Annotated in this window: 25 protein-coding genes and 1 rRNA gene; 3 read left to right on the top strand and 23 right to left on the bottom strand. The window is 41.7% G+C overall.

All coding sequences use genetic code 11. From position 1 onward, the window contains the following. Positions 1 to 70 precede the first annotated feature (70 nt). The 6 genes from KQI87_RS15445 to KQI87_RS15420 form a co-directional block, all read right to left on the bottom strand. Complete coding sequence (locus KQI87_RS15445) at positions 71 to 1,360, bottom strand: ABC transporter substrate-binding protein (protein ID WP_118137245.1); 1,290 nt, start codon at positions 1,358 to 1,360, stop codon at positions 71 to 73. A 316-nt stretch (positions 1,361 to 1,676) separates the two neighbouring features. Next, positions 1,677 to 2,186, bottom strand: a complete 510-nt coding sequence (locus KQI87_RS15440; protein WP_216460885.1) for a hypothetical protein — start codon at positions 2,184 to 2,186, stop codon at positions 1,677 to 1,679. A 6-nt stretch (positions 2,187 to 2,192) separates the two neighbouring features. Next, a complete protein-coding gene (locus KQI87_RS15435; RefSeq protein ID WP_253292558.1) occupies positions 2,193 to 3,131 on the bottom strand; it encodes a helix-turn-helix transcriptional regulator in 939 nt (312 codons plus the stop codon). A 122-nt stretch (positions 3,132 to 3,253) separates the two neighbouring features. Continuing rightward, the gene (locus tag KQI87_RS15430) at positions 3,254 to 4,168 is read right to left on the bottom strand and encodes a 4Fe-4S binding protein (RefSeq protein ID WP_330655915.1); all 915 of its coding nucleotides are present in this window, start codon (positions 4,166 to 4,168) and stop codon (positions 3,254 to 3,256) included. Beyond that, the gene (locus KQI87_RS15425; protein ID WP_216460884.1) at positions 4,169 to 4,333 is read right to left on the bottom strand and encodes a CD1871A family CXXC motif-containing protein; all 165 of its coding nucleotides are present in this window, start codon (positions 4,331 to 4,333) and stop codon (positions 4,169 to 4,171) included. Continuing rightward, the gene (locus KQI87_RS15420) at positions 4,334 to 5,530 is read right to left on the bottom strand and encodes a TlpA family protein disulfide reductase (RefSeq protein WP_216460883.1); all 1,197 of its coding nucleotides are present in this window, start codon (positions 5,528 to 5,530) and stop codon (positions 4,334 to 4,336) included. It lies immediately after the preceding gene. 475 nt (positions 5,531 to 6,005) lie between these two features. On the opposite strand from KQI87_RS15420, the gene KQI87_RS15415 reads away from it, so the two are divergent. Beyond that, positions 6,006 to 6,674: a response regulator transcription factor gene (locus KQI87_RS15415; protein WP_019160352.1), complete on the top strand. Its 669-nt coding sequence runs from the start codon at positions 6,006 to 6,008 to the stop codon at positions 6,672 to 6,674. 4 nt (positions 6,675 to 6,678) lie between these two features. Beyond that, complete coding sequence (locus KQI87_RS15410; protein ID WP_216460882.1) at positions 6,679 to 7,839, top strand: sensor histidine kinase; 1,161 nt, start codon at positions 6,679 to 6,681, stop codon at positions 7,837 to 7,839. Positions 7,840 to 7,864: 25 nt separating this feature from the next. Here KQI87_RS15410 and KQI87_RS15405 read toward each other — a convergent pair whose 3' ends face one another. From KQI87_RS15405 to KQI87_RS15350, 12 genes are all read right to left on the bottom strand, one after another. Beyond that, a complete protein-coding gene (locus tag KQI87_RS15405) occupies positions 7,865 to 8,920 on the bottom strand; it encodes a threonine aldolase family protein (RefSeq protein WP_216460881.1) in 1,056 nt (351 codons plus the stop codon). A gap of 105 nt (positions 8,921 to 9,025) precedes the next feature. After that, positions 9,026 to 9,430, bottom strand: coding sequence for a DUF1284 domain-containing protein (locus KQI87_RS15400; RefSeq protein ID WP_216460880.1), 405 nt, complete (start codon positions 9,428 to 9,430; stop codon positions 9,026 to 9,028). 83 nt (positions 9,431 to 9,513) lie between these two features. Next, on the bottom strand, positions 9,514 to 10,392 hold the full coding sequence (locus KQI87_RS15395; protein ID WP_216460879.1) for a DMT family transporter: 879 nt from the start codon (positions 10,390 to 10,392) through the stop codon (positions 9,514 to 9,516). Between the two features lie 162 nt (positions 10,393 to 10,554). Next, positions 10,555 to 10,698: a hypothetical protein gene (locus KQI87_RS15390; RefSeq protein WP_216460878.1), complete on the bottom strand. Its 144-nt coding sequence runs from the start codon at positions 10,696 to 10,698 to the stop codon at positions 10,555 to 10,557. Positions 10,699 to 10,703: 5 nt separating this feature from the next. Beyond that, a complete protein-coding gene (locus KQI87_RS15385; RefSeq protein ID WP_216460877.1) occupies positions 10,704 to 10,871 on the bottom strand; it encodes a hypothetical protein in 168 nt (55 codons plus the stop codon). Between the two features lie 218 nt (positions 10,872 to 11,089). Continuing rightward, the gene (locus KQI87_RS15380; RefSeq protein WP_253292557.1) at positions 11,090 to 12,097 is read right to left on the bottom strand and encodes an alpha/beta hydrolase; all 1,008 of its coding nucleotides are present in this window, start codon (positions 12,095 to 12,097) and stop codon (positions 11,090 to 11,092) included. A gap of 267 nt (positions 12,098 to 12,364) precedes the next feature. Further along, complete coding sequence (locus tag KQI87_RS15375) at positions 12,365 to 13,576, bottom strand: MFS transporter (protein ID WP_216460876.1); 1,212 nt, start codon at positions 13,574 to 13,576, stop codon at positions 12,365 to 12,367. 233 nt (positions 13,577 to 13,809) lie between these two features. Then, positions 13,810 to 14,721: an AraC family transcriptional regulator gene (locus KQI87_RS15370; protein WP_216460875.1), complete on the bottom strand. Its 912-nt coding sequence runs from the start codon at positions 14,719 to 14,721 to the stop codon at positions 13,810 to 13,812. Positions 14,722 to 15,077: 356 nt separating this feature from the next. Beyond that, the gene (locus KQI87_RS15365) at positions 15,078 to 16,478 is read right to left on the bottom strand and encodes an MATE family efflux transporter (protein WP_253292555.1); all 1,401 of its coding nucleotides are present in this window, start codon (positions 16,476 to 16,478) and stop codon (positions 15,078 to 15,080) included. After that, a complete protein-coding gene (locus KQI87_RS15360; RefSeq protein WP_216460874.1) occupies positions 16,465 to 16,653 on the bottom strand; it encodes a hypothetical protein in 189 nt (62 codons plus the stop codon). The genes KQI87_RS15365 and KQI87_RS15360 overlap by 14 nt, the downstream gene beginning before the upstream one ends. A gap of 41 nt (positions 16,654 to 16,694) precedes the next feature. Continuing rightward, positions 16,695 to 17,429 carry a 2-hydroxyacyl-CoA dehydratase family protein gene (locus tag KQI87_RS15355; RefSeq protein WP_330655913.1) on the bottom strand — a complete coding sequence of 245 codons (735 nt, stop codon included), beginning with the start codon at positions 17,427 to 17,429 and terminating at the stop codon, positions 16,695 to 16,697. Positions 17,430 to 17,586: 157 nt separating this feature from the next. Then, on the bottom strand, positions 17,587 to 18,921 hold the full coding sequence (locus KQI87_RS15350) for a chloride channel protein (protein ID WP_216460873.1): 1,335 nt from the start codon (positions 18,919 to 18,921) through the stop codon (positions 17,587 to 17,589). Positions 18,922 to 19,138: 217 nt separating this feature from the next. On the opposite strand from KQI87_RS15350, the gene pepT reads away from it, so the two are divergent. Next, entirely contained in the window at positions 19,139 to 20,356 is a 1,218-nt protein-coding gene (pepT, locus tag KQI87_RS15345) for a peptidase T (RefSeq protein ID WP_216460872.1), read from the top strand. Between the two features lie 212 nt (positions 20,357 to 20,568). Here pepT and KQI87_RS15340 read toward each other — a convergent pair whose 3' ends face one another. The 5 genes from KQI87_RS15340 to KQI87_RS15320 form a co-directional block, all read right to left on the bottom strand. After that, the gene (locus tag KQI87_RS15340) at positions 20,569 to 22,416 is read right to left on the bottom strand and encodes a M56 family metallopeptidase (RefSeq protein ID WP_216460871.1); all 1,848 of its coding nucleotides are present in this window, start codon (positions 22,414 to 22,416) and stop codon (positions 20,569 to 20,571) included. A 3-nt stretch (positions 22,417 to 22,419) separates the two neighbouring features. Next, complete coding sequence (locus KQI87_RS15335; RefSeq protein ID WP_334300752.1) at positions 22,420 to 22,818, bottom strand: BlaI/MecI/CopY family transcriptional regulator; 399 nt, start codon at positions 22,816 to 22,818, stop codon at positions 22,420 to 22,422. Between the two features lie 63 nt (positions 22,819 to 22,881). Next, positions 22,882 to 23,766 carry a hypothetical protein gene (locus KQI87_RS15330; protein ID WP_216460869.1) on the bottom strand — a complete coding sequence of 295 codons (885 nt, stop codon included), beginning with the start codon at positions 23,764 to 23,766 and terminating at the stop codon, positions 22,882 to 22,884. A gap of 265 nt (positions 23,767 to 24,031) precedes the next feature. Beyond that, positions 24,032 to 26,029, bottom strand: coding sequence for a right-handed parallel beta-helix repeat-containing protein (locus KQI87_RS15325; protein WP_216460868.1), 1,998 nt, complete (start codon positions 26,027 to 26,029; stop codon positions 24,032 to 24,034). A gap of 307 nt (positions 26,030 to 26,336) precedes the next feature. After that, positions 26,337 to 26,558 (bottom strand): 23S ribosomal RNA (locus KQI87_RS15320); the annotation flags it as partial.

The raw sequence follows: 26,558 nt of genomic DNA, 5'->3' as shown, positions 1-26,558 counted from the left end.
CTGTCTACAGATTGCTTCACAGTTTCACTGTTCCCGCAATCCTGACATCATCTGATCCTGCGATCAGAATTTATTCAGTCATCTTGAATGCCAGAGTATCCTGAGCTTCCTGAAGAGCATCTTCTACAGATGTACCGTTTACAATATTTACAACTGCTGTGTTGACACATTCTCTTGCTTCATAGTGATACGGTGTTTTTGTGAACTCCGGAATATGAGAAGAGTATTCTACAATTGTTGAGAAGATTGGCTGTCCACCGAAAAATTCATTTGGCTCGTTATAAACCTCAGATTCACCTGCCGGCAGATAACAGGAGATTGCACCTGCTTCCGGAAGGATTGCATCATAGAACTCTGTACTGGAACCAAATGTGCTTGCAAGGAAATCTTCTGCGAGTTCTACATTCTGGCAGTTGGATGTAATATACCAGGAAGATCCACCATTGTTTGCATAGTTTGTGGCTGTATCAACATCATCTACTTTAGGCATTGTTGTAATCTGCCACAGACCCTTCTGGTCTTCTGTAGACATCAGAGTAGCTGTGATCCAGTTACCATTTACGATACCTGCTGCCTCACCGCCTGTAATAGTAGCGATATATTCATCCCAGTTATTTACAAGTTTAACAACGTCATTCTTAACCAGATCTACATAAAGATTGATACATTTCTCTGCCACTTCATTGCCTACGATGTAAGCTTCGCCATCTTCGTTTACGAAGTTAGCTCCGCAGGACTGCATCATCATCATCAGAGTATCGCCGCCTGTAGCTTCACTTGTAAGAAGATATTTGCCTGTTTTTTCATGAACATCTTTACCGATTTCCATGAATTTGGACCATGTGATATCTGTCAGATCATCAATTGTATATCCTGCTTCATCAAGGATATCTGTACGATAGCATGCAATAACAGCACCGTTATCAAACGGAACACCATAGTGTGTATCATCTACCATGGAATAGGACTGTTTCAGTTTACCAAAATCATCCCAGTTAATGTTGATATCTTTCAGATCTGTGAACGCATCCGGATAGCTCTTCAGATATTTCTGATAGCTGTTGTCCTGCATAAGAACGATATCAGGAAGTGTGCTGTAATCGCCTGCATTTGCTGCTGTTGTCAGTTTAGTCTGGCAGTCATCAGAAGATGTCTCTATAATATCTACAGAAAATCCCTCATGATCTTTTGCATACTGATCTGCTGCGATCTGCATGGATTTGATATTGAAGTTCTGATCCCATGCCCATACGGTTAACTTGTTGTCATCATCAGATTTCGCTGAAACAACTGTAGCTGATCCTGCAAAGGATGCTACCATAGCACCGGTCATTAATACTGCGAGTAATTTTTTTCTCATATTTATGTCCTCCTTTATTAAGCTTATTCTTTCTTCCGAATCGCTTGTAAGCTGATTATAGCATCCGATTTTCAGGTATAGTTTGCATAACCGCACACATAATGTGCAATTTCGACCATTTTATGTATTTTGCACTATTAAAAATATTTAAAAATATATTTTTTGTTCACTTTCTCATTTACTATGTTATTTTAATAACAAAAGCCACTTTCATGGACAAAAAAATATATATTTTTGTCTTTAAAAATGGCCTTTGTTCTTATTTCATAAATTTTCCGTTCAATTTTTGTACATATTTTACAGTTTTTAATTCATTTTATGCAAAATAGACTTTTTCAGGATATTGTGTTTTCATCGCATGAAGCAGTTCCTCATTAAGATCAAGAAGCAGTTTTATTTTGTGCCCGTCTTCCCGGATGATCATTGTATAATAAGGAGTATCTTCATCATAAGAGGTATAATCGTATTTTTTCAGCTTCTCCGTTCCACCATTCTTTTTGTACCTTGCAACACTTTCATGCCAGTGCGGTGCCACTGTCTCCAGATTACTCAGTTCCAGTATATGAGCTGTTTTGCGATACTTCTTGCCATAGATCACATCTATTTCAAACTGACCGTTTTCCATCGTGTATTCATAATCCTTCTGACTGAATATATCAAAAACAAAATACAGCCCTGCAAGCAGAAATCCCGGAAGCATAAATGCCTGGGAAATCGTGATTCCCATAACCACAAAAAGCACTGCAAAAACAATCATTACCACACGCAGGACTCCGGACATGCTCTTTTTCTTTCTTGATACCTGCTCCACAATCTTATAGTTCATAACTTTTTACCATCCTTCCTCTGAATGAATATCGAAATCCAAAAGCTGCTGTTCATAATTCTCCGGCCGCTTTCTCCATTCAACCGGCGTCACTCCCATTATCTGTCTGAAGTTCCGGTTAAACGTTGAATTGGTCGTGAAACCACATTTGTGCGCAATATCCGCCACCGGTATATCTGTTTTCTGCAGAAATTCACAGGCAGTATGAATCCGCACAGAATTAATATACTCCAGAGGACTTACCTTCATATGCGATGTAAATACTCTTCTGAAATGAGTTTCACTGATGTGACAGATCTTCGCCAGATCCTCAATCCGAATGTCTTCCATATAATGATAAGAAACAAAATCCAGTACGCGGGTGATCATATTTGTAAGTTTTCCTGTTTCCTCTTCCACCCTGTCTTCCGGTGATGCCCGGTTCAGTCTGGCAATTTCTACAAGTAATGCCGCAAGAACTCCACTGGATTCTTCAATATAAAATTCTTCTCCTTCACGCATGATATTCATGATCTTAAGAATTTTTGCAGCTATGGAAGGAGACTCATTCTCTTTCAGAAATAAAGCCTTAGAATATATTCTCTGGATCATTTTTTCAGCCTTTACCGGATTGTTCAGAAATTTTTTCATAAAACCTTCCACATCTATGAAAAGATACTCCCATTTACTAACCGTACCCAGATCACTGTTAGTCGTATGAGCATAATTGGGCGGAATCACCGTAAATTCTCTTCCCGAAAACCGCATTTCAGCCTCACCAAACGCCATAAATCCATCCCCTTCATAACAGAAACCAATCTCCAGATAATTGTGAAAATGAAGATAATCCACATCATTTCCATAATTCTGAACCCACTTCTGTCCCAGAAGAGCCAGGATCGGACTTCCGGCAGGCATCTGATAATAACGGAATTCCATCTTCGGTTTTCTTCTCTTCTTTGCCATACAGTCACCTCATTTTCTGTTCTGTATTTTCACAATATGATTTTACCAGTTTTTTATATATTTTTCGATATTTTTGTACATTTTCCAACAAAAATATACAAAAACACCTGGCAGACTACTTTTTATAGTCTGTCAGGTGTTCTTCTGATTCCACACTGGATTGCACCTGTCGGACAGGCTTTCTTGCATCTGCCGCAACGGATACATTCCGGGCTGTTGGAGTTTTCCACAGGGTCTACGATCATCTGGCATGCTTTTGCACATTTTCCGCATTTTATACACTTATCTTTATCCACTCTGTACTTATACAGAGAGACAGGATTAAAGATGGAATAAAGTGCTCCCAGGGGACAGATATATTTGCAGAACGGACGGTAGATCAAAATGGAGAGAATGATCGTTATGAGCAAAATCACATTCTTCCATATATACAGCCAGCCCAGTGCACTGCGCATGGATTTATTCAGGAGTACCAGTGGCAGTCCGCCCTCCAGTGTTCCTGCCGGGCAGATAAGCTTACAGAAGTACGGTGCACCCTGTCCCATAATATCCACCAGAAACAATGGAAGCAGAATCACAAATACTGCAAAAATCACATATTTCAGCTTACGAAGCAGTTTGTCGCCTTTGAATGTGCGGATTTTCTTAGGAAATGGAATCTTATTCAGCAGATCCTGAATCAATCCGAAGGGACAGAGAAAACCGCAGATCAGCCTTCCCACCATAGCCCCGATGAAGATAAGAAATCCCACCACATAATAAGCCATTTTGAAATTCCAGCTCCCTATCACCGCCTGAAGGGAACCAATAGGACAGGCGCCAACAGCACCGGGACAGGAATAACAGTTCAGGCCCGGAACACAGGCATTTTTCAATTTGCCTGTGTAAATTTTGCCTGTGACAAAGCCGGTAACATGACTGTTTGTAATGAGCGCCCACAGTGCCTGGATTCCGTGGCGGGGCCACTCATTGATCTTCATATTTTTTGTGTTTTGTTTCTTATTACTTTTGTTATCGCTGTTCTTTTGATTACTCATTTATCCTATTCCTACACATTCCATACAGATATTAATGGCTTTTGTAAACACCACTGCCAGCTCTCCGCGGAAAATCCCATATCCCATAAAGCAAGCTCCCACAAGCATAAGAATCAGCGCCGGCCATTTACTGTTCCATATTTTGCTGGTTTTTAATTTATCCATTTATTTTCCCTCTGTGACACTCTCCAGCTCTTTTTCCACGATCTCTTTCCACTCGTCCAGACTGTGGCTTCCGGAGTAGGTCTCACCTACAATATTTCCGTTTTTGTCAACAAAGAAGGTTTCCGGGAAAGCGGAAATTCCATTGAGACGTCCGTTCATCATTCCGGAATCCGGGATCAGGAATGGATAGGATGCCTTTGTTTTCTCCTGAAGTACCTGAGCCTTTTTCACTGCTTCCTCGTCCTGTTTTCCATCACTGCCTACTGTATCCAGTGTCACGCCTACTACTCCTACTCCTTTATCTTTCATCTCCTGATAAAGCTTCTCCAGATCAGGAATCTCATTGACACATGGAGAACACCAGGTGGTGAAAATATTTACCATAGTCAGATCATATTTGCTGAAAATATCCTGTGTGTAAGTTTTTCCATCAACTCCTGTTGTTTCAAATTTGCCTACATTTGTTCCTTCAGCTGCATCTGTACTGTCAGCAGTATCCTGCGGCTGATCAAATGCAGAAAGCATCTGGAACGGGGTCATTTCTGTAAGTGTTACTTCAATCCCCTCCACGTCCTTTAACAGATCTGCATCCGCATCTTTGTTTGTGCTGAGATAATATTTATATTTGCCGTCACTGCTGGTGCCCAGTTCTTTATGCTCTGTGCAACCGGTAATCGTATCCAGATCTTTCTGGGATTCCTCATCATACATTCCGATCACACCTACTCTGCTGAGACTTTTCAGCCAGTCGTCATATCCGGTGCCCATCTTGTCCACCTCTGCATCCTTCTGCTCGTCTGTCAGGGTACACCAGCTGGCTGTAGCATATGTGACTGCATCTGCATTGTCATTCCATCTCTCATCTGTAAACATGGAAATGTTCTTCTTCTCCATCTGCTCTTTCAGTTCTTTGGAAATCCCTAATTTCATTCCAAGGAATGGATATTCATAAGTATCCTGTGCAGGCTGAGCAATCTCTGACGGTTTGAAGGATCCTGCGATCAGACCTTCGGAAGCTGCCACACTGCCATCTTCTGCTGCCTGAGCATCCTCTCCGTCCATCTGGACTACACCTGCTTCATCTGCAGGCACTGCAAGAGTCTCCCCTGCATGTACAGTTACAATACCTCCCATAGATGTCACACTTAATACACCTGCTGCAAAAATCGCCATTAATTTCATTCTTCTGTTCTTCATTATAAGTAAGCTCCCTTCATTTTTTACTGCTATGATTTTTATATTACATTTAATTAATTTCCTGTGTCTGTCTGCAGATTTGGATTTTGTCCCCACATAACAGGCATCGTTTTATTGATATGCACACATTATAGCATCTGAGAAATAAAATCTGTGTTAAGAAAATAACTTTTTTCAAATTTTATTTCATGGCCAGTCACAGACAAATCTGAAACTTGTTAAAAGAACTTTATAATCGGATATTTTAGAGGATTGCTATAATATGAAACATTTTCTTTTTTTTACACGAATTTTATACTTCGTGTGCTATGATAAAATTGATAACATATCAGAGTCAGAAATTTAACCGAATCAAGTAAGTCTCCTGCGGGGGGTGCGAATATCCGCTTGACTCGTACAAACGCAAAATATCTTCTGGCCTTTTGACTTTGATATTATAAAACTATGAAACCGAAAATTCAAAAAGGAGACTATCATGCACATTTTAATTATAGAAGACGAAGAACAGCTCTGCCGTTCCATGGCAGAGGGGCTCCGCATGGACGGATACGAAACAGATACCTGCTTTGACGGGGAAGAGGGACTGGAATTATGTATGACAGAGAATTACGACCTGATCCTTCTGGATCTGAACCTGCCGGGAATTGACGGTCTGGAAATCCTGCGTCAGTTCCGTACCTTCAATACCAATACTCCTGTTCTCATACTCTCCGCAAGAGTACAGATTCAGGATAAGGTGGAAGGTCTGGATCTGGGAGCCAACGATTACCTTACCAAGCCATTTCATTTTGAGGAGCTGGAAGCCCGAATCCGCAGCCTCACCCGCCGTAAATTTATCCAGGAGGATGTCTGCCTGAGATGCAGCCGCATTACCTTTGACACGCGCACAAGAGAAGCCAGTGTAGATGGCACACCCCTGGCTCTCACCAGAAAAGAAAGCGCACTTCTGGAATACTTTCTGCTTCACCGCAACCGGATCATCAGCCCTGAGGAAATGATCGAGCATCTCTGGGACGGCAGCGTGAACAGCTTCAGTAACTCCATCCGGGTGCACATTTCTTCCTTAAGAAAAAAACTGAGAACTGCTCTTGGATATGATCCTATACAGAATAAGATCGGACAAGGATATATTATGGAGGACTAAATCTATGAAATTTTATTCAGAAAAACTTTCCCCCCGCAGGCTCTCTCTCCAGTGGCGGCTCACATTGCTGATCTCCGGGCTGGTTATCACAGCCTGTGCACTGATGTATTTCTTCATCAGCCGTTCTGCTGTGACCGGTCTGGAAGGGATCTCCGACTATGTAGTTCTGGTCACCCCCGACAATTCAAGCCCGATCTCCATCAATGTAGATCCAAAAATCCTCATCCCTGATCTGGAAAACCAGATCCAGAATACCAAAAACAACTTTCTGTTCCAGAGCATGATCGCCACAGGTATCATTATTCTTCTCAGCAGTATCTGTACCTGGTTTGTCACCAGAAGAGCCCTGACCCCTCTGCGCAAATTCAGCGACAGAATCAGTCAGGTACAGGCACAGAATCTGTCTGAACCGCTGGAAGTCCCACTCTCAGAGGATGAAATCTCACGTCTGACCAGATCCTTTAATGACATGCTTGCCCGTCTGGACAATGCATTCTCTGCACAGAAACAGTTTGTGGCAAGTGCAGCACATGAGCTTCGTACTCCTCTAGCTGTAATGCAGACAAATCTGGAAGTTTTTTATAAGAAGCCGGAACATGCCCCCCGGGAATACGACAGGCTTTTCACCATGCTTCAGGAACAGACCGGACGGCTTTCCCATCTTGCGGAAATCCTGCTGGACATGACAGGCCTTCAGACTGTAGAGCGTTCTGACACTATTTCCCTTGCAGCACTCACAGAAGAAGTTTTCTGCGATCTGGATCCGGTTGCAGACAAGCATCAGATCCGGCTTATTCAGACAGAAGGTGACTGTACTGTTACAGGCAGCTATATCCTTCTGTACCGGGCAGTCTATAATCTGGTTGAAAATGCGATCAAATATAACCGGCCTTCCGGTTCCGTTACTGTAAACATTCATTCTGCAGAATCTGCAGTCCTGGAGGTAACTGACACAGGCATCGGTATCTCCCCTGAAAATCAGGAAAAAATCTTTGATCCCTTCTACCGTGTGGACAAATCCCGCAGCCGCGCCATGGGCGGTGCAGGTCTGGGGCTTGCTCTTGTAAGCGAGATTGCCAGACAGCACAACGGCCAGGTAAAAGTAACCCAGAGCAGCGAAAAAGGCAGCACCATTGCCCTGATACTGCCTGTAACAATCCTCTAAATCAACTGACCACTGATTTTTTCTCTTATTTATTTTTTTCCAGAAGCTGAATCAATTTCTGTGTATCTTCCATAGTAGTAGCCCAGCTTGTGGCAAAGCGGATCACAGAGTGTGTCTCATCATACTTCTCCCAGAATCCGAACTCCACATCCTGGGCTATTTTTTTCATTACATCATTAGACACAATACAGAAGATCTGATTGGTGGGAGTATCCAGAGAAAGCTGATATCCATACTTCTTCAGTGCAGCCTTAATCTGCTCTGCAGCTTCCATTGCAGGTTTGCCGATACGCTGGTACAGCCCGTCCGTAAACAGCTCACCAAACTGGATCCCTGCGATCCGTCCCTTGGCAAGCAGAGCTCCATGCTGCTTGATGATCGTAAAGAAATGAGGAATCCGTCCTTTCTGCGGTATAACCACTGCTTCTCCAAACAATGCTCCGCATTTGGTTCCTCCAATATAAAATACATCGCTAAGTTCTGCCAGATCAGTCAGTGTCACATCATTCTCCTGGCTTGCCAGTGCATAGGCAAGGCGGGCACCATCCACATAAAGGGGAAGATGATTTTCCCGGCAGACTTTGCTGAGAGCTGCTAATTCCTCTCTGGAATACAGGGTACCATATTCTGTTGGCTGGGAAATATATACCATCCCGGGCATTACCATATGCTCATAATTGGCATCATCATAGAAATCCTTCACCAGCTTCTCAACCTGCTGTGCAGAGATTTTTCCATCTTTCTGCGGTACTGTCAGAACCTTATGTCCACCAAATTCAATGGCGCCCGATTCATGAGTTGCAATATGCCCTGTATCCGCAGCCACAACTCCCTGATAGGATTTCAAAAGTGCATCGATTACTGTGGCATTGGTCTGTGTTCCGCCAACCAGCAGGAATACTTCTGCCTCCGGCGCATTGCAGGCTTTTCTGATCTTTTCTTTCGCATCTTCTGTATATGGATCCTGACCATAGCCCACTGTTTTCTCCAGGTTCGTCTCCATCAGCTTTTTCATGATCGCAGGATGTGCACCCTCCATGTAGTCACTGGCAAAATATAAACGTGATTCTGTATTTTCCATTTTTATTGTTATGTCCTTTCTACTGCAATATCTGCGCATTTGACTTTTTTATTCATAGCTTCTGTTCTGTACCGGAACGCTATTCATTCTGTTATTCTATTTTTCTTAGCATTTCTCCCATCTGCTCTTCTGACTTTCACAGATGGAGTTCCATTGACAATTCCCACAGATTTCTTTCCTCTTTCCTGATGCCAGGATTTTCTTTTGTACAATGTCAGTAAATGTCTGAAAATCCATAATCTGTCCATTTTTCAGACTGCAAAGCTCCAACACTACCTTATCATATTTCTCTACCAGCGAAAAAGATGAACAACATCCTTTTTCATTATTGGGACAGGCAGAACAGATCTCATCTGTATCTGCATGAAGCTGTATCTTCGCTCCCTTCTGGAAAATATCCAGCATTTCCTGCATATGTGCTGAAAATCCATCACTGTATCCCTCACCCTTGAAATATGCAAGGCACATTCCATGGTGAGGGCGTAGTGGAATATTTTTTATAAAAGACATCTTTGTGCACTCTTCTCCTTAAATTTTTTATGACATATTGGATACTTTAACACAAAGCGTTTTTATTGACAACCTTTTTTGTTTTATAGTTTACAATCCTTAGCTATCCTCATATTATAAAGAAATGTTCCCAAGGATGCCAGAATAATCAGCACATATCCTGTAAAGCTGTATTTATCCGGAATCTCTCCAAACAGGATAAATCCTAGCATCGTAGCAAAAATAATCTGCGAATAATCAAAGATGGAAATCTTTCCTGCCGGTGCATAAGTATAAGCCGCCGTGATCGTAAACTGTCCGCCTGCTGCAAATAGTCCTGCCATCAGCAATGTTACAAGCTGTTTCATGCTCATAGGTGTAAAGTGAAATACCAGCCACGGTACAACCGACAGACAGGAGAAGAATGAAAAGTAGAACACAATCACCGGGCCTTTCACTCCATGAGTTCCAAGCACACGTACCATCGTATATGCAATTCCTGCTCCCAGTCCACCGCAGACCCCGATCAGCGCCGGAACAAGTGCCGCATTATGAAATCCCGGTTTCACTACAAATAAACATCCGATAAACGCTAACGCCACACATGCAGCCTGAGCTGGTTTGATCTTCTCCTTTAACAGCAGAAAAGAGAATACAATTGCAAAAAACGGTGATAACTTATTCAGAATTGAAGCATCTGCCACCAACAAATGGTCGATTGCATAAAAGTTGCACAGAATTCCCAGTGTACCACACACGCATCTCAATACCAACGGTCCCCAATATTTCTTATCTACTCTCGGCGCTGTACGATTCTTGATCAGAATCACCGCCGCAAACACAGCCGCCACCAGATTCCGGAAGAAACTCTTCTCCACAGACGGCAAATCACCTGCCAGACGTACACTTACATTCATACAAGCAAAGAAAAACGCCGACAGGATGATCATTATCATACCCTTTATGTAATTTTCCTGTTTCATCAGATTTAACCTGCCTTTCTGTCCTGACATTCTGCATATATGATCCATATGTTTTTTCTGGATCAGTTCCATTATTCTATGGAGTTTTTATAATATATGCAGTCTGTCATTTACCTGTTAATCATAACACGGACAGATGATTCGGTACAGATGATTTTTTGTTTATTTCAGAAGCTGATCCAGATGTCTGAAATGCGGATGTGCTTTCCGTTCTTCCTCTGCTCTCTTCGCAAAAGACTTTTCCTGCACACTCTCCTGCGCAGGCATACAACTGCTTCGCACCACCAGCTTACACTCCAGTTCCATTCTGGCTACTGCTTTATGTCATTGGTACAGTAAATTCCCGTAGGATAATCCGGCAGAGCAAGCAGCTTTTCCATCGCCTCATAACCCTGCGCCTCCGTCTGATTTGTCTCAATGACAAAATCCGGATCCAGATCCAGATGGTGTTCCTGTTTTGCAATTTCCTTAATCGACATCTTTCTTCCCCCTGCTTTTCTGTAAATTTTGATCGTCTCTCGTTAATAAACTATTATACACACAGTTTTTATATAAATAAAAGAAAGATATCTGAAAACGTTTGCAGCATATCCCCTTATAGTTAAAAACAATGCAAAAAAGAGCCCACATACACTGTAAATGCGAACTCTTCTTTGCTTTTTTCCCTGTTTTGTGAAAACGTATTCACCTTATCAAATTAAATATTTTCTTTCAAAAACTCCAGCACAATTCCCAGAACTGTGTCATTATCAAATCCCAGGCAGCCATGATTTGCGTCATTTAATTTATAAAATGTCACATCTTTTCCCATCTTTTTCATATAATTATAAAGCTGACAGCTCTGATTAAACGGTACCAGCATATCTCTGCTTCCGTGAATAATCAATGTTGGTGGCGTTGTTTTATCTTCTGACAGATAATTCATAGGAATTGTTTCTGCTGCCAGTTCCAGATTTTCCAGCACATTTTTATGTCCGATCTCATATCCTTCCGGACTGTCCGGATGATAATGGTTCTGAGAACTCTCATAATAATTCATCAGTGAAAACACTGTCGGTCCATAACAGTCAACAATGCAGTTAACTTTTGCAGAATACTCATTATATAAATCTGTATCCGGTGTAGAATCTCCGGTAAAACCTGCCATTAATGCAGTATGTCCACCAGAAGAATCCCCGGCAACAGCCATATGCTCTACATCTATATGATATTCCTCAGCATTCTTTTTCAGGAAACGGATTGCTGTCTTTGCATCCTGCATCTGCGCTGGAAAAGGAGCTACTTCTGACGGACGATACTGGATGATCGCCACTACATATCCTTTTTCCGCAAGACGGATATGTCTTGAAATATTGTTCCACATCCACTGCTCGTGGAAAGCAGATCCCTGAATATAGGCAACACATGGCCATTTTCTTTCTACTTTCTGTTCTTCCTCAGAAGCGCCAAAATGCACTCTTGGCTCCAGGATGATCATTTTCAGAGACATCTTTTCTTGCCCTGTATATGCAAATCCTCTGGAACGTTCCGCATATACAACATCTGTATGAATATCTACATAATATCCCCAGTCATCCTTTAATCCATCAATCACCTTGCAGCCTTCCGGCACTTCATCAGAATGAGGAAACTTCGCCGGATCCGGTGTCGGAATTGGTGCCTGCAGTTCTCTTTCATTCATAATTTTTTTATACTCAAACATCATTTTAACCTCTTTTCATATAGACATACAGACAATCTCGGATCTGTCCATATATCTAATTATACTTTGTTACTGTTCACTGGCAATATCCCGCGAGGTGTTTTTTGTGAGCGAAGGTCACCTACAGGACCTGCCACTGGCAGCTCCCTACGGATGCATGGCAACAGAAAACCCGAGACATACCGCGCGAATTTATGCGATTAGCATAAATTCTGTGCATCGCGAAGCGTGTTGCTGGACACGGAGTGAACAGTAACCATACTTTACATATCAACAGTTTACTGCTTTTTTCTTATTTGTAAAATTAAATCCAGCCAGCACAACAAAAGTAAGAGCGATCAGGATGGCTCCATATATGAATGCCTGATGAGAACTGATTCCTCCTGTCAGCATACCCATTCCTGCCAGAACATATCCAAATGCAAAAGATCCAAGTGAATTCCCTGCAAATCCAAGTGACGCAGCCATTGCAGAATTGCTTTCGTCTGTATCCTCTGTTACAAGGAAATTTATGTATGGCATCCACCAGCAGAATCCAACTTTTAATATGGTAACACCAACGTACCATAATGCAGTTGTACTTGTAAATCCTACGATTACAAATCCAATAATATTTAATACCAGAGAAACAGGTCCGACTTTCATTCCAATTTTGTTTTTTACCATTCCAAAGAACAGACCGCCGATCAGAGATGCGATTCCACCCCAGCTTGCAATTGCAGTTGCTGATACAGTAGAAATTACTCCTGTCTCTGTTGCTGCCAAAGAAAGACAATTATCAATTGCACAATATCCAAGACAGTAAAGTAACTGAAGCACAAAACCAACATATGCTGCTTTTGGTAATTTTGTTTTTACCTTTGTTTTCTGTAGACTGGCATCCCCTTTTTCCTCACGCCCAATATCATTCACAAATGCCGGAATACCAAACAGTACAAGTACAAAAATCGCAGCTGCATAAAGATAAGCACAATATGCAAAATGCCAGTCATACACCATAATCGCTGCCATCGTATATGAAAAAATACTTGCTCCAAGTCCTACACAGGAAGACTGCAATCCCATCAGGGTATTTGCTGTTTTTTCCTCAAAACAGTCTACAACAATAGATGCTGTCAGTGGCTGGATCAGTCCAACCCCAAGGCTTGCGATCACACGGATTGCAATTTTCAACCCCAGTGTAGGCGCAAACATTGGAAAAAATCCACCGATCAGGCACAATGCAATTCCAATCAGACTTAAATTTTTCTTTCCTACTTTCGATGCCATTGCACCGCCAATAATATTTGCAATGATTCCACCAATAACTGGAAACGTTACAAACATCTGCAGATACCACACTGGTGCATTTGGAAATTCCTTTGCCAAATCTCCCAGAAGACATCCCCCTACCGAAACACTGGCTGTCAGAAGTGAAATAGACAGCACAGCAATCTGGAACAATTTCAGTTTTCCTGCTGAAAGTTTCTTTGTTTCTTCCATTTTAATACCTTCCTCCTTTTGAATATGTATATAGTGTATATTTTAAGAGAATGGTATATCAGTGTATTTGTGCTCTTTTTCTTCCAAAATGTGACAAACCTTACTTTATATTCCACTAAAATACAAAAACAGATAATATTATGGCTATATTTTCCCTATAGTCATGCAATATTACCTGTTTATAGTTTCTTATCTTAACTGCCACCGCCAGTAAACGATCAAACATTCGTTACTTAAGCATTTGAATATTTTTGCTTTTTATATTCCAATGGTGTCAACCCATATTTCTTTTTAAATGAACTATAGAACCCCTTTTCATCTGGAAAACCGTTGTCCAGGGCTACTTCTGCCATTTTTTTATCTGTCGTATACAAATCATTTGCTGCCTGAAACAGACGATACTCACTCAGATACTGTTTAAAACTGATATCTGCAAATCTTTTAAACAGACGGCTGAAATGTTCCCGGCTATATCCAAATTCTGAGGCAACACTCTGCGTTGTTATTTCTTCTCTGAAATGCTGCTTAACGTATAATAAAATATCTCTAACCTTCTCCTGACTTTTATCTTTTACTTCCTCTTTATCAGAACTCCTTCTGACAAACTCCGTATACATAAGGATTAACATTCCAAATAAAAGATAGTTCAACTTCAGATAATCTATCGCATCCTGCTCCACAATCTGATGAATTTCTTCACATAGCTCATTCAATTTTATCCTGCTTTCAGGTGTTCCCTCCAGATAGCAAATATGACTGCGTCTCATCGCCGGATACATTTTCCCCAGATATGCTCCATTAAAACCAATTGACAGCACATCCTGTCCTTTCTCGTTAATTTCCGGTTCTATGGAATGCAGTGAACCACTACTAATCAGAAGACATTCACCCGGAGAAACTGTAAATCGTTCTCCTTCTACCACCACAGACAGCTTCTGGTTTCTGCTATATAAAACTTCCGGTCCCAAATGCCAGTGCAGCGGAACTGACTGAATCGGATATTCCGTATGAATCTGAATAAACGCCGGATACTCCTCTGGATAAGGTAACGACTGAAAAAAGTCACTGTAAATAAACTGGCCACTTTGTTTATCATTAAAATTTACACTGCCACTCTGATATAAATCAGAATCTTTTTTCTTCACATCCATCCCTCCACATCACATATCAACAACTTGATCTTTTTCTCAAGCTATAATCTCAAAAATTCTTTTTCCTCATATTCCATCTCATGAATTCCATCACTTTTTTTGCCTGTAAAAATTTTACCACAAATAAAAAAACGTGACAATCATATCACCAATACTTTTAGCAGGATAATTAAGAAAGCATTGCTATTCATTTCATTCTTTGCAATACGTTTTGTGAGATATCATCAGTAAACAGAAACAGAAAAGCTCTACAAGACACGGAGCAAACAATATAACAAATTCCCCCACCAACTACATTTCTGTAGACCAGTGGAGGAATTTTACATACTCTCGTCTCATATATTTTATTTTTATGCGACTTTTATCTTGCGCATCTTCGCCAGCTCTCTTCTCGCAAACACAATTGCCAGCACAAATGCCGCTGCATCTGCAATTGGCCCTGCATACATGACACCGTCAATTCCCATAAATAACGGGAAGATAATGATCAACGGAAGCAGGAAGATTACCTGTCGTGTCAGAGACATGACGATACCAAGCTTTGCCATTCCGATAGAAGTAAAGAATCCGGAAGACATCGGCTGAATTCCATTAGCAAATGTCATAAACATAAAGATCTTCAGATAACGTTCCGCAAACTGGAAATACAGATCACTTCCTGTTCCAAATATGCTCACGATCTGGTGTGGGAACAGCTGGAAGCATGCAAAGAATACAGTAGCAATTACTGTACATGCAGTCACCGAATATCGATATGTCTGTCGAACTCTGTCGTATTTCTGTGCCCCATAATTGAACCCCAAGATTGGCTGACTGCCCTGAGAGATACCAATGCAGATTGCCATAAACACCATATTAACCTTGGAAATAACACCCACACACGCAATCGGAATATCACTTCCATAAACAGAATTTCCGCCATAATAACGCAGGATATTATTCAACACAATCTGCACAACAGCCATTGCGATCTGATTAATGCAGGATGCAAGTCCCAATGAAATAATCGCGCTGAGATATGACATTTTCGGCTTCAACATTGCACCTGACAGATACATTTTCCGGAATTTTGCAAAATACAAAGCAACCAGAAGTCCGGAAACAACCTGCCCGATCACAGTCGCCCATGCAGCACCTTTAATTCCCCATCCGCATCCGAAAATAAACAGTGGATCAAGAATCGTATTAATGATCGCGCCGACCATAATGCAGGTCATAGAATACGTAGGACTTCTGTCTGCTCTGACAAGATGATTTCCACCCACAGATAAAATATAAAACGGAAGCCCTACTGCCGTGATTCCCGTATAATCAACCGCATACGGCATTACATCCGTTGTTGCGCCAAACAATGTCAGAAGTGGCTTCAGAAACACCAGAACAATTACAGCAAGGATCACACCGCTGATCACCAATGATGATAAAGCTGTTCCTGCGATTCCGCTCGCTTTCTTCTCCTGACCGGCTCCCATTTCCAGATTATAATTCGAAGCTCCGCCAATTCCCAGCAACAGCGCCAGTGAAGTAGCAATCGTCGTAACCGGAAATGCTACATTTGTAGCCGCATTTCCCAGCATACCCACGCCCTGTCCAATAAAAATCTGGTCCACAATATTGTACATTGCACTGACCATCATACTGATAATCGCAGGAATCGCAAATTTCGCGATCAGACTGCCCACTGGCGCTGTGCCAAGTGGATTCTGCGCCTGCGAGTTTATCTCCTGCGTACTTTGGTTATTTTTTCCCAAGTAAAATCCTTCCTCTCTTTACATATTTCGATACATTTTTATCCCTGATAATTCCATAATAAAACATTTCCGGAATAACTTTTATTATTCCCCAGCCCTGTGCCGTATTATTTACTTTAACATCTATTCCCTTTTCCTGCAATGAAAAAAGCATGCAAACTCTTTCTAAATCCAAAGATTGTTCACATGCTTTTTAATCATTTGTTCATAACCAACTTACAACATCTCAATCAACGCAGCAATTCGTGTATTAAGCTGTCCCACATCAGACTGAGAATAATCTGTTTCTACGTGCAGATACGGAATATGTTTCTCTTCTCTTACAAATCTTCCAATTTTACCTGCCTCCACATTATAAGTATGACAGGCCTGCAAAGTCATCTCCACAACAGCTTCCACCTGATACTCATCTATCAGCTCATTCAGCAGTTCAAAGCGATTCGGATTCGGAGTCATAACAGAACATCCAATGCTCAGATAACGTCTTGCAATTGCCTCATAGATATCCGGATCACTCTCATCGATCAGTCTGTCCACACTCTTCGCACCGGAACAGTTTTCAAAAGCAACTACCACACCGCCGTTTTCTTCAATCGCCTTCACTACTTTCATAGTAGCGCCACCCATTGGACATCCAGTGATCAGAATACGATGTTTCCTGCCCTCATTTTTGCCTGCTGCATATTCTTCTTTCACCTTTGCTGTCAACGCATCAATCTCTGCTGGAACTTTAGAACGATCGAATTTGAAAGTAGTTCCATATAATACATTATAGAGATTCTCACCCTTCATCGGTGCCGGATCAAGTTTCATTAATTCATAGAAATCTTTCAGTGCGCGATGTCCCTCATTACTGCTCCATCCCGTAGGCAGCACAAACTTCATTTCCTTATCACCAGTCACAACTGTCTTCGATGCAGTTGACCCAATATCAATTCCAACATAATACAACTTTTCTCACCTCCCCTTTATCCTGACATTTTTCTTACAGATTCTGTTTACTGTAACTTCCATTATACCCTTTTCGGGTGATAATCAAAAATTCAAAAACACAATAAAAACAGGGCATTTATTGACAAATGCAATAAATACCCTGCGTCTGTTCAGCTTAAAATCTCGTATGCTTATTCACATATCTAGCCTTATACTTAGAATAAACAATCGTCTGGTCCTTATACAGTCCATAATATCCGGAAGCCGCATAACTGATAGAAACTGCGATCAGATAAAAGGAAACTCCCTTAAATCCAAACATCTCAAATGCAATGAGAATTGATGTAATCGGGCAATTTGTCACGCCACAGAATACAGCTGCCATTCCGCATGCTGCACAGATAGACGGGGAAAGTCCAAGCCAGTTTCCCATCACACATCCAAATGTCGCACCAATACAAAACGATGGCACAATCTCACCGCCGCGGAATCCGGCGCGCATGGTCAATGCTGTCAGCACCAGTTTCCAAAAGAAATCCAGTGGTCTTGCCTGTCCTGTTTCTACTGCTTTCTCAATCAGTTCCGCACCGGCCCCCATATAATCTGTAGTTCCCAACAGCAGCGTAATTCCAATCACCAGACATGCTCCCACAACCACACGAACATACGGATTCTTAAAATATCTTCCATACGCTCCTGCCACTCCATTCAGCACCATGCAGAACACAATACTGATCACAGCACATCCAACAGCAACAACTCCCATCTTCAGTCCCGTTTCAATGGTCAGTTCCGGAATATCCACCACATGAAAAGCCTCCGGCGTAACTCCCATACCAGCCGCAAATCCAGATGCGATCAATGATGCGATCATACACGGCATCAGCGCCGTATAATACATAACACCAACGCTCACAACTTCCAATGCAAACACAGCCGCTGCCATCGGAGTTCCAAACAGCGCAGAGAATGCCGCACTCATACCACACATAACGATCACATGGCGGTCCTCCTCATCCAGATGGATCCACCGTCCAAGCTGATTCGCAATACTTCCGCCAAGCTGAATCGCCGCACCCTCACGTCCTGCAGAACCGCCTGCCAGATGTGTCAGCGCCGTAGAAATAAAGATCAGCGGTGCAGACAGAATCGGTACATCATCCTGCGATCTCACCGTAGAAAGCACCTGATTCGTACCTCCATCTTCCTTGCCAAATTTCTCATACAGAAACACAATGATCAGACCCATTACAGGCAACAGATAAAACATCCATCCATTCTCTTTCCTGTAATTCGTCACACCTTTCAGTGCAAAAGAAAACAGCGTACTCGCTGCTCCCACAATACCTCCCACAAGCACCGCCAGCATCAGCCACTTCACAAGATTCGTCACATCCCGCTGAATCTCTCCGCTATAATATTGCAATTTCCCTTTCAGCGGACTTTTCTCTTCCGTGCTTCGTTCCTCCGTGCCATTCTCCTGAACTGCACGCTTTTCTTCTTTCTCCATTTCCCCCGTTACCTTTCCTGAATATTTTTAATATGAACTACTATTTTTATTCTAGCATACATTTTCCATATCTTCCAGAAAGATAAAAAAGAGAAATTAGATACAGAGCAAAACCAAAATACAAGAAATATTTTTACGTAATTCCTATAACGTGTTATACTTAACATACAATGCTGAGTTAAAAAATCTGGCTCAGCCCGATACCAGGAGGTTTATCATGAAAGCATACGAACGCTTATTATCTTATGTAAAAGTTTTCACACCAAGCAGTGAAGAAACTGGAACTTCTCCATCCACACAGTACCAGTTTAACCTCGCCAGACAGTTGGTGCAGGAATTAAAGGACCTGGGTGTGGAAGATGCCAGCGTAGATGACCATTGCTATGTCTACGGACATATTCCGGCAACTGAGGGATACGAATCCCGTAAAAAACTGGGTTTTATCGCTCACATGGACACAGTATCTGACTTCTGCGATCATCCGGTTACTCCGGTTGTCACTCCGAATTATGACGGCGGAGAACTTACACTTGGAACCAGTGGAAGAGTACTTTCTCCGAAAATGTTCCCGCACCTGTCTTCATTAAAAGGCAGAACCCTCATCACATCCGATGGAACCACAATCCTTGGTGCAGATGACAAGGCAGGTGTTGCAGAGATCATGACAATGATCGAGCACTTAAATAACGGAACAATTGCCCACGGCCCAATCTCTGTTGCTTTTACTCCGGATGAAGAAATCGGAGGAGGCACTGATTATTTTGATGTAAAGAAATTCAATGCAGACTATGCCTATACTCTTGACGGCGATACAGAAGGTGAAATCCAGTATGAGAACTTTAATGCAGGCCGTGCAGTAGTAGAATTTACCGGTGTAAACGTACACCCGGGTTCTTCCAAGAATACAATGGTAAACGCAGCACTTGTTGCCATGGAATTTAACTCCATGCTCCCATCCGCAGATACCCCAAGAGATACTGAAGAATATGAAGGATTTTTCCATCTTGATGCCATGAACGGCAATGTCTCCACTGCTATGTTAGACTATATTATCCGTGACCACGATGCAGCATCTTTTGACTGCAGGATCAAAACCATGGAACACATCACCAAAATCCTCAATGAAAAGTGGGGCAAAGACACTGTAAAGCTTACCATTACAGAACAGTACCGAAACATGAAAGAAGTTATTGATACCTGCATGGAACTGATCAACTGCGCAACTGCAGCCTGCAAAGAATGTGGAACACCTGCACTTATCACTCCGATCCGCGGCGGTACAGACGGTGCACGCTTAAGTTTCATGGGCGTCCCATGCCCGAACCTTGGAACCGGCGGACACGCTTTCCATGGTCCTTATGAACATATCACTGTGGAAGGAATGGATATTGCTGTTGAAGTGGGATTAAAGATTATTGAGTTATTCTATAAATAATTTCAGCTGAAAAAGTCCAGCAAAAAAACAAGCCTTTCACTGTCTGGTTAAGTAACAGTGAAGGGCTTATTTTAAATTTTGCAAGCCGATTTTCTCTGAGCCTGACTTAAATTGATATTTGCAATTGAAAGAAAGAACTTACCTGTTTTGAATCAAGCGGATATTCGCAATTGAAGCAGGGAGACTTACTTAATTCGGTTAAACTAATGGTATCATTCCGTATAAGTATTCCCATTTTCATCTGTCCAGGTTCCATCACCATTATCACTGAAACCAGTACCATTATCATCTCTGTAATAGTAGTCTCCATTTGTTGTCTGTGTAACAGTAACTGTATTTCCATCAGAAGAAGTCAATGTATGCTGTTCCAAGGTTGTTCCCAGATAATGAGTTGAATCATTTAAAGCAGAATATGTATTTCCATAATCATCTGTATAACTTTCATTTCCGTTATCAGTATATCCAACACCATCATATCCTCTATACTCAACAGAATAATCAGAATACAACACCCTTTCAACTTCAAATGTACTGCCGCCACTTCCTCGTAATGTCAATGATGATGTATTAATAACCGTTTTATTTGTAGTATCATCTCCAGGGGTTCCATTATTATCTGTATCCGAATAACCACCTCCCGAATTATCCGGATCAGGATTCTGACCGTCAGAATTTTCCCCTGTCTCATCAGAAGAATTCACTCCTGTCTGATCCTGATTTCCTTCCTGATCTGCAACATCACCCTGTCCTGAATTCTCTGCCAAACCAGCACTGTTTGAATTCTCCAGTTTATCTCCCTTTCCTGCCAGCTGCTGCTCATCGGAAGTTCCATGTGATGCCACCATATCAACCAATTCTCGCTTCTTAGCATCTTCTCCGGAATCCTGTCCTGATGAATCTCCGTCTTTTTGTGCCTGCTGCTGTGTATTCTGTGCCCCGGAAATTGTTTCTCCTGAAAAGCCAAATGCCAGATTTCCTCCGACTAGCACCATCGCCAAGATCACTCCCGGAAGAACATTTTTCCGAAGTTTCTTCATATTCAGCATATACAGAATCCTGTCTTTAAAAACCATACTGCTGTCATTCAGGCTTGCCGTTACATAAGGCACCTGATTATCTATGGCAACTGTTCTCAACAGAAGTTTCCGATACAGTTTACGTTCTGCCCTGCTGCAGACACGGACAACTTCCGCATCGCAAAGATTCTCGATATCTTTATCAGCCTCCCACAGCATAAACAGCAATGCCGGATTAAACCAGTACACAGATGCACAGATTCTCAGAAGCATCTTATACCACAAATCCCTATGTAAATAATGCGTCAGCTCATGATGATAAACCAGCTTCAATTCTTCCGCAGAATAGCTAACTGCCGGAAGATATAATTTTGTTCTAAATAATCCCGCCAGAAGCGGCGTACTGAGTCCTGCATTCTGCATCAGTTCAGGTCTTCTCCGAATCCCTTTCTGTTCACACACATCCCTATACATTTTCCATTTCATCAGATCATTCACCGGAAGACTCATCCGTTTCAGGCTTCTCATGGAAAAGCAATATGCACATATCTCTGCCAGTAACTTTATAACCGCCCCTGCCAGCCACACGATCATAAAAATCTTTGCAGCCAGCGGTACGATATGTCTTCCAGACAATGATGCAGATGCTGAGTCAGACTGCACTTCATCTTTCAATACTGCACCTGTGAATGCTTTGCCCGTCACAGCCGTATCCTGCATTTTTGAATCTGCAGTACTGCTATCCTCTGAATTTACCTTAGAAGAATTTACATTCGCAGAATCTGCATCTGCCGAAATTATTCTCTTTGCAGTTATCTTTTCATTCCCACTGCTCTCAATCCCCGGCACTTTGAAATTTATAAGGGAAAAATTCGATGGAAACCGCGCAGGAACCAGCAGACTCATTGCAACAGCCAGCCAGACCACATACTTCCATCTCGCTGTAAATCTGTTTTTTAACAAAACAGATAAACCCAGCACAAGAAAAATAACAACTGCGGAAATAATATTAAGCTTCAAAATATGTAATGCAAATTCCGCCATCACTTATTCCTCCTTCTCATCCAACTCCTTCAGAAAATCACTGAGATCCTGTATTTCTTCTGAACTTATCTTCTTTCCCTGATAAAGAGAAGTCACAAACTTCTTAAGAGAATTCCCGTAAAGTTTCTCCAATACACTCTTACTTTCATTTGCCTGATAATCTTCCTGAGATACCAGAGGAGTATACAGATTCATCTTTCCCTGCTTCTCTACAGAAACGAAATTCTTATTCTCTAATCGGGTCAGCAGTGACAAGATCGTAGTCGGAGCCAGCTGTTTCTTCACATTCACCAGCTTCTCAATCTCCGCCCGGGTCATCGGCGGCGTCCCGTTCCATAAAGCCAGCATAATGTCCAACTCTGACTCCGGCAAACGCTGATATGCTTTTTTCAATAAAATCACCTCATTTCTTCTACAATTGTAGGAATAATTTTATTGTAGCAACCACACAATAATCCGTCAATGCTAATTTATCTCTATATAATCATTCCCATTTTCATCTGTCCAGGTTCCGTCTCCATTGTCAGTAAAACCAGTTCCATTATCATCCCGATAATAATAATCTCCATTTGTCGTCTGTGTAACTGTAACCGTATTTCCATCAGAAGACTCCAGTGTATGCTGCTCCAATGTTATTCCCAGGTAATGTGTTGCATCATTTAAAGCCCTATAAGTATTTCCATACTCATCTGTATAACTCTCATCACCATTGTCCGTATATCCTACACCATCATCATCCCGGTAACAATAATCCCCATTTGTTTGCTGAGTAATCGTAAAAGTACTTCCATCCTCTCTCACAAGTGTCAATGTCTCAAGATAAATATTATTGCCACTGTCCTCATCTGTATCCACATTTACCTCATTGGAAGTCTCTGTTTCTCCTGCCTCTGAATTTTGATCTTCATTCTGCTTATCATCCTGATCACTTCCACTATTGTCAGAACCCTCCTGTGTATCTAATGCCGGATTTCCCGGATAGGAAATACTCTCCACCATCTCACGCACCTTACCGATATCATCTACATCTTTCGCAAATCCCTTCACCACATAAAGATCACTGCCAACAGAATAAGCCGTTTCGTAACAAGCCGCATACTGATCACTTGCTTTCGCAAACAATGGGGTATCATCATCTGCATCATACTTATAAACACCAACCCAGTCCTTACCGCTCACAAAATAAGCATATGTTCCCTTCATATCCTTCTGCTCCCAGTCAGAACTCACTGGCTGCGGATCAAACTTCTCACTCCCTCCATCCCTGGCCCATACAGCATTCATTCCAGTCATGGACATGCAAAACACCGATAACGAAGCAACAACCGTAATAAATCTTTTTCTGTTCATAAGAATTCCCCTTTCGTCATTAATTGTAACTCCATTTTTATCCGTTTCTTCTACTTTTGTAGAAGTTAATCATATACTACATCTGTAGAAGATTAGTGTCAAGCTGTTTTTTCTACAAATGTAGTAATATATAAATTTTTTCATTTAAAGACAAACAATCAAAAAAACGTCAAAAAAGACCAGCTGACATCCAGCTGGCCTTCTCTATTTCCTTAATTTAAGTCAAACGGATAAAATCATCCGCTTCGCTCCTTACTTGATTCGGTTAAAAAGCACAAATATTGACATTTTTCTCAGCATCTTCTTTCGCTGCAAAAGGTCCAGGAATCACCTTAGCACCTCTGTGTCCACCAAAGTAATCAGCGTCAAATGTTATCGGTGTTCCATTCGGATTTTCGAAGAATTCTTCCGGCTCAAAAGCTTTTCCTAAAACTTCTGTATTGATCATACGTCCGGAGAAATCTCCAAGAATCTCGTAAATATTTGTATCCAGAATATATTTTCCGTCTTTCTCTGTTAATTCTACCTTCACATTCTCAGAAGAAACGAGTCCATTTTTCTCATGTTTCCATGCCTTTGCACCATTAAGGTAAACATTTCCCTCACTCCATACCGGTAAATGGTCAAAGTGAACCGGCTCCAGTTTCTTCATATCTGCAGGTTTTGTAAAATCAAACTGTGAGATCCATTCATCATAAGTTGGATACTCATCGAACATCCAGGTTCCAACTTTTCTGTTCTCAGAATCAAATCCATCATCAGAATCATGCATTGTGATAAAATCTTCTGAAGGCCATTTCTGAACAAAAATATTGTTATAGAAACGGTCATCTCCATGAAGTATTGTCATAAATCCTCTGACCTCTGTACGATGAGGCATATGATAAGGTGTATAACGCCATCCGGTTCCATCACCTACACAGGTTAAAGCACCGCAGATCAAGTTATGTACCATAGCAACACCCTGAGTAGCAAAACGCAGGCTGGCGTCTGACAGAAGGATATTGTTATCAATAAGAGTCGGTCCATGACCTACTTCAACAAAGATATCCTGGCACATCATACCGCCTTTCAACTGTTTTGCAAATGCCGGTCGCTGATTATCATGAAGCAAGTTCTGAGTGAGTCGTGTACCCTGAGCTTCCCAGTCGCACCAGATTCCCATTGTACAATGATGAATATGATTTCTTCTCATAATAACATCAATTGCAGCATGCATCTTAATTCCGGCAATCTCTGCACCACCCAGTTCCATCATATTGTTGATATGATGAATATGGTTGTCCTCAATAATACTGAATACACCGCCCATACGGCCGATAATACCACCCTGCTCACAGTGATGAATATTGTTTCGACGGATAATGTGGCTTCCTACTTTTTCTTTAAGCCAGCCATGATACTGTCCGCGGCATACTGCATCTCTTTCCATCTGAGTTGGACTCTTCACATATTTATTTGTAAAATAATGATCGTTTTCTGCATCATAATATTTTCCAAGAGAAATACCTGCACATTTGCTGTTAGAAATTTCGCAGTCCTCAATGATCCATCCTTTGCTCCAGTGAGGTCCGATCATACCATCCTGATAAGCTGCAGGCGGAGCCCATGTAGTTGCTGCTTTTGTAACTACGAAATCACTGACTGTGATATATCCCACACCGGTTTTGGACGGCATAAAGCACTCACGGCGTACATTGATCTCTACATTTTCTTTATTTGGATCTGCTCCATGGAAATTCGCATAAATGACTGTCTCGTCTTTCTCCTGATCCTGTTCTGTATACCATTTATAAGTAGACTCTTCCGGAACCCAGCTGCACTCATAAACCTCGGCTTTGATGCATTCTTCCACACTTCCAGCCTCATAAAGAGCACGGTCATTCAAATATACACATCCTGTATGTTTGTCAGCTTTGGCAAAATACCAGTCACCATAAACCATAGTTGTATATGGATTATAGCTGCCAAAAAGACTGTTCGCTACACGGCATACCCATACATCTTCTTTATAAGGAACCCATGTCTGAATACGTTCTGCACCAGTGATAACTGCACCGAGAGGCTCTACGCTCCTGTAAGTAATTCTCGCATCTTCTGTACCGGCATGAATCGGATCTACATATTCCCGGTAAACTCCAGGCGCTACCAGAACTTCATCCCCCGGCTGTGCAATTTTTGCCGCATCATTGATATGACGAAATGGCATCTGCTCTGTACCATTTCCGTCATGACCAGCTTTTCCATTTACATAAATCTTCATGAAAAACCCTCCCATATATGTTTTTAAATAAATTAGATTCTATAAACTTTGCTACTAATTTTAAAGTGCTTTTTTCTGCAATACAATATATTTTTAATCCCACTTTCTATAATTTTCTGTAATGCAATTATATAATTTTCTACATTCTTCTAACGGCAGGATTTCTTCGCATATTTGCAGTCAATATAACAGACTTTCTTTTATTTTTGCGCACAAAAAAACCAGCTAACTACTAGCTGGTTTCTACTATATCTTCAAAACTACATACATGCTGACATTTCCCTGAGATCATTACTTCCTGCGATTCTTGGTCAAGCCCTCACCCGATTAGTAACAGTCAGCTCCATGCATTACTGCACTTCCACCTCTGCCCTATCTACCTCGTCGTCTTCAAGGGGGTTTACTTCTTTCGAATGGGATATCTCATCTTAAGGGGGGCTTCACGCTTAGATGCCTTCAGCGTTTATCCCTTCCGGGCTTGGCTACTCGGCCGTAGACTTGGCAGTCTAACCGATGCACCAGCGGCCCG

It is taken from the genome of Blautia sp. MSJ-9, from assembly GCF_018919065.1.
Taxonomy (GTDB): domain Bacteria; phylum Bacillota; class Clostridia; order Lachnospirales; family Lachnospiraceae; genus Blautia_A.
Note: the sequence above shows the minus strand (reverse complement) of the source record. Positions and strands in the feature narration are given on the sequence as shown.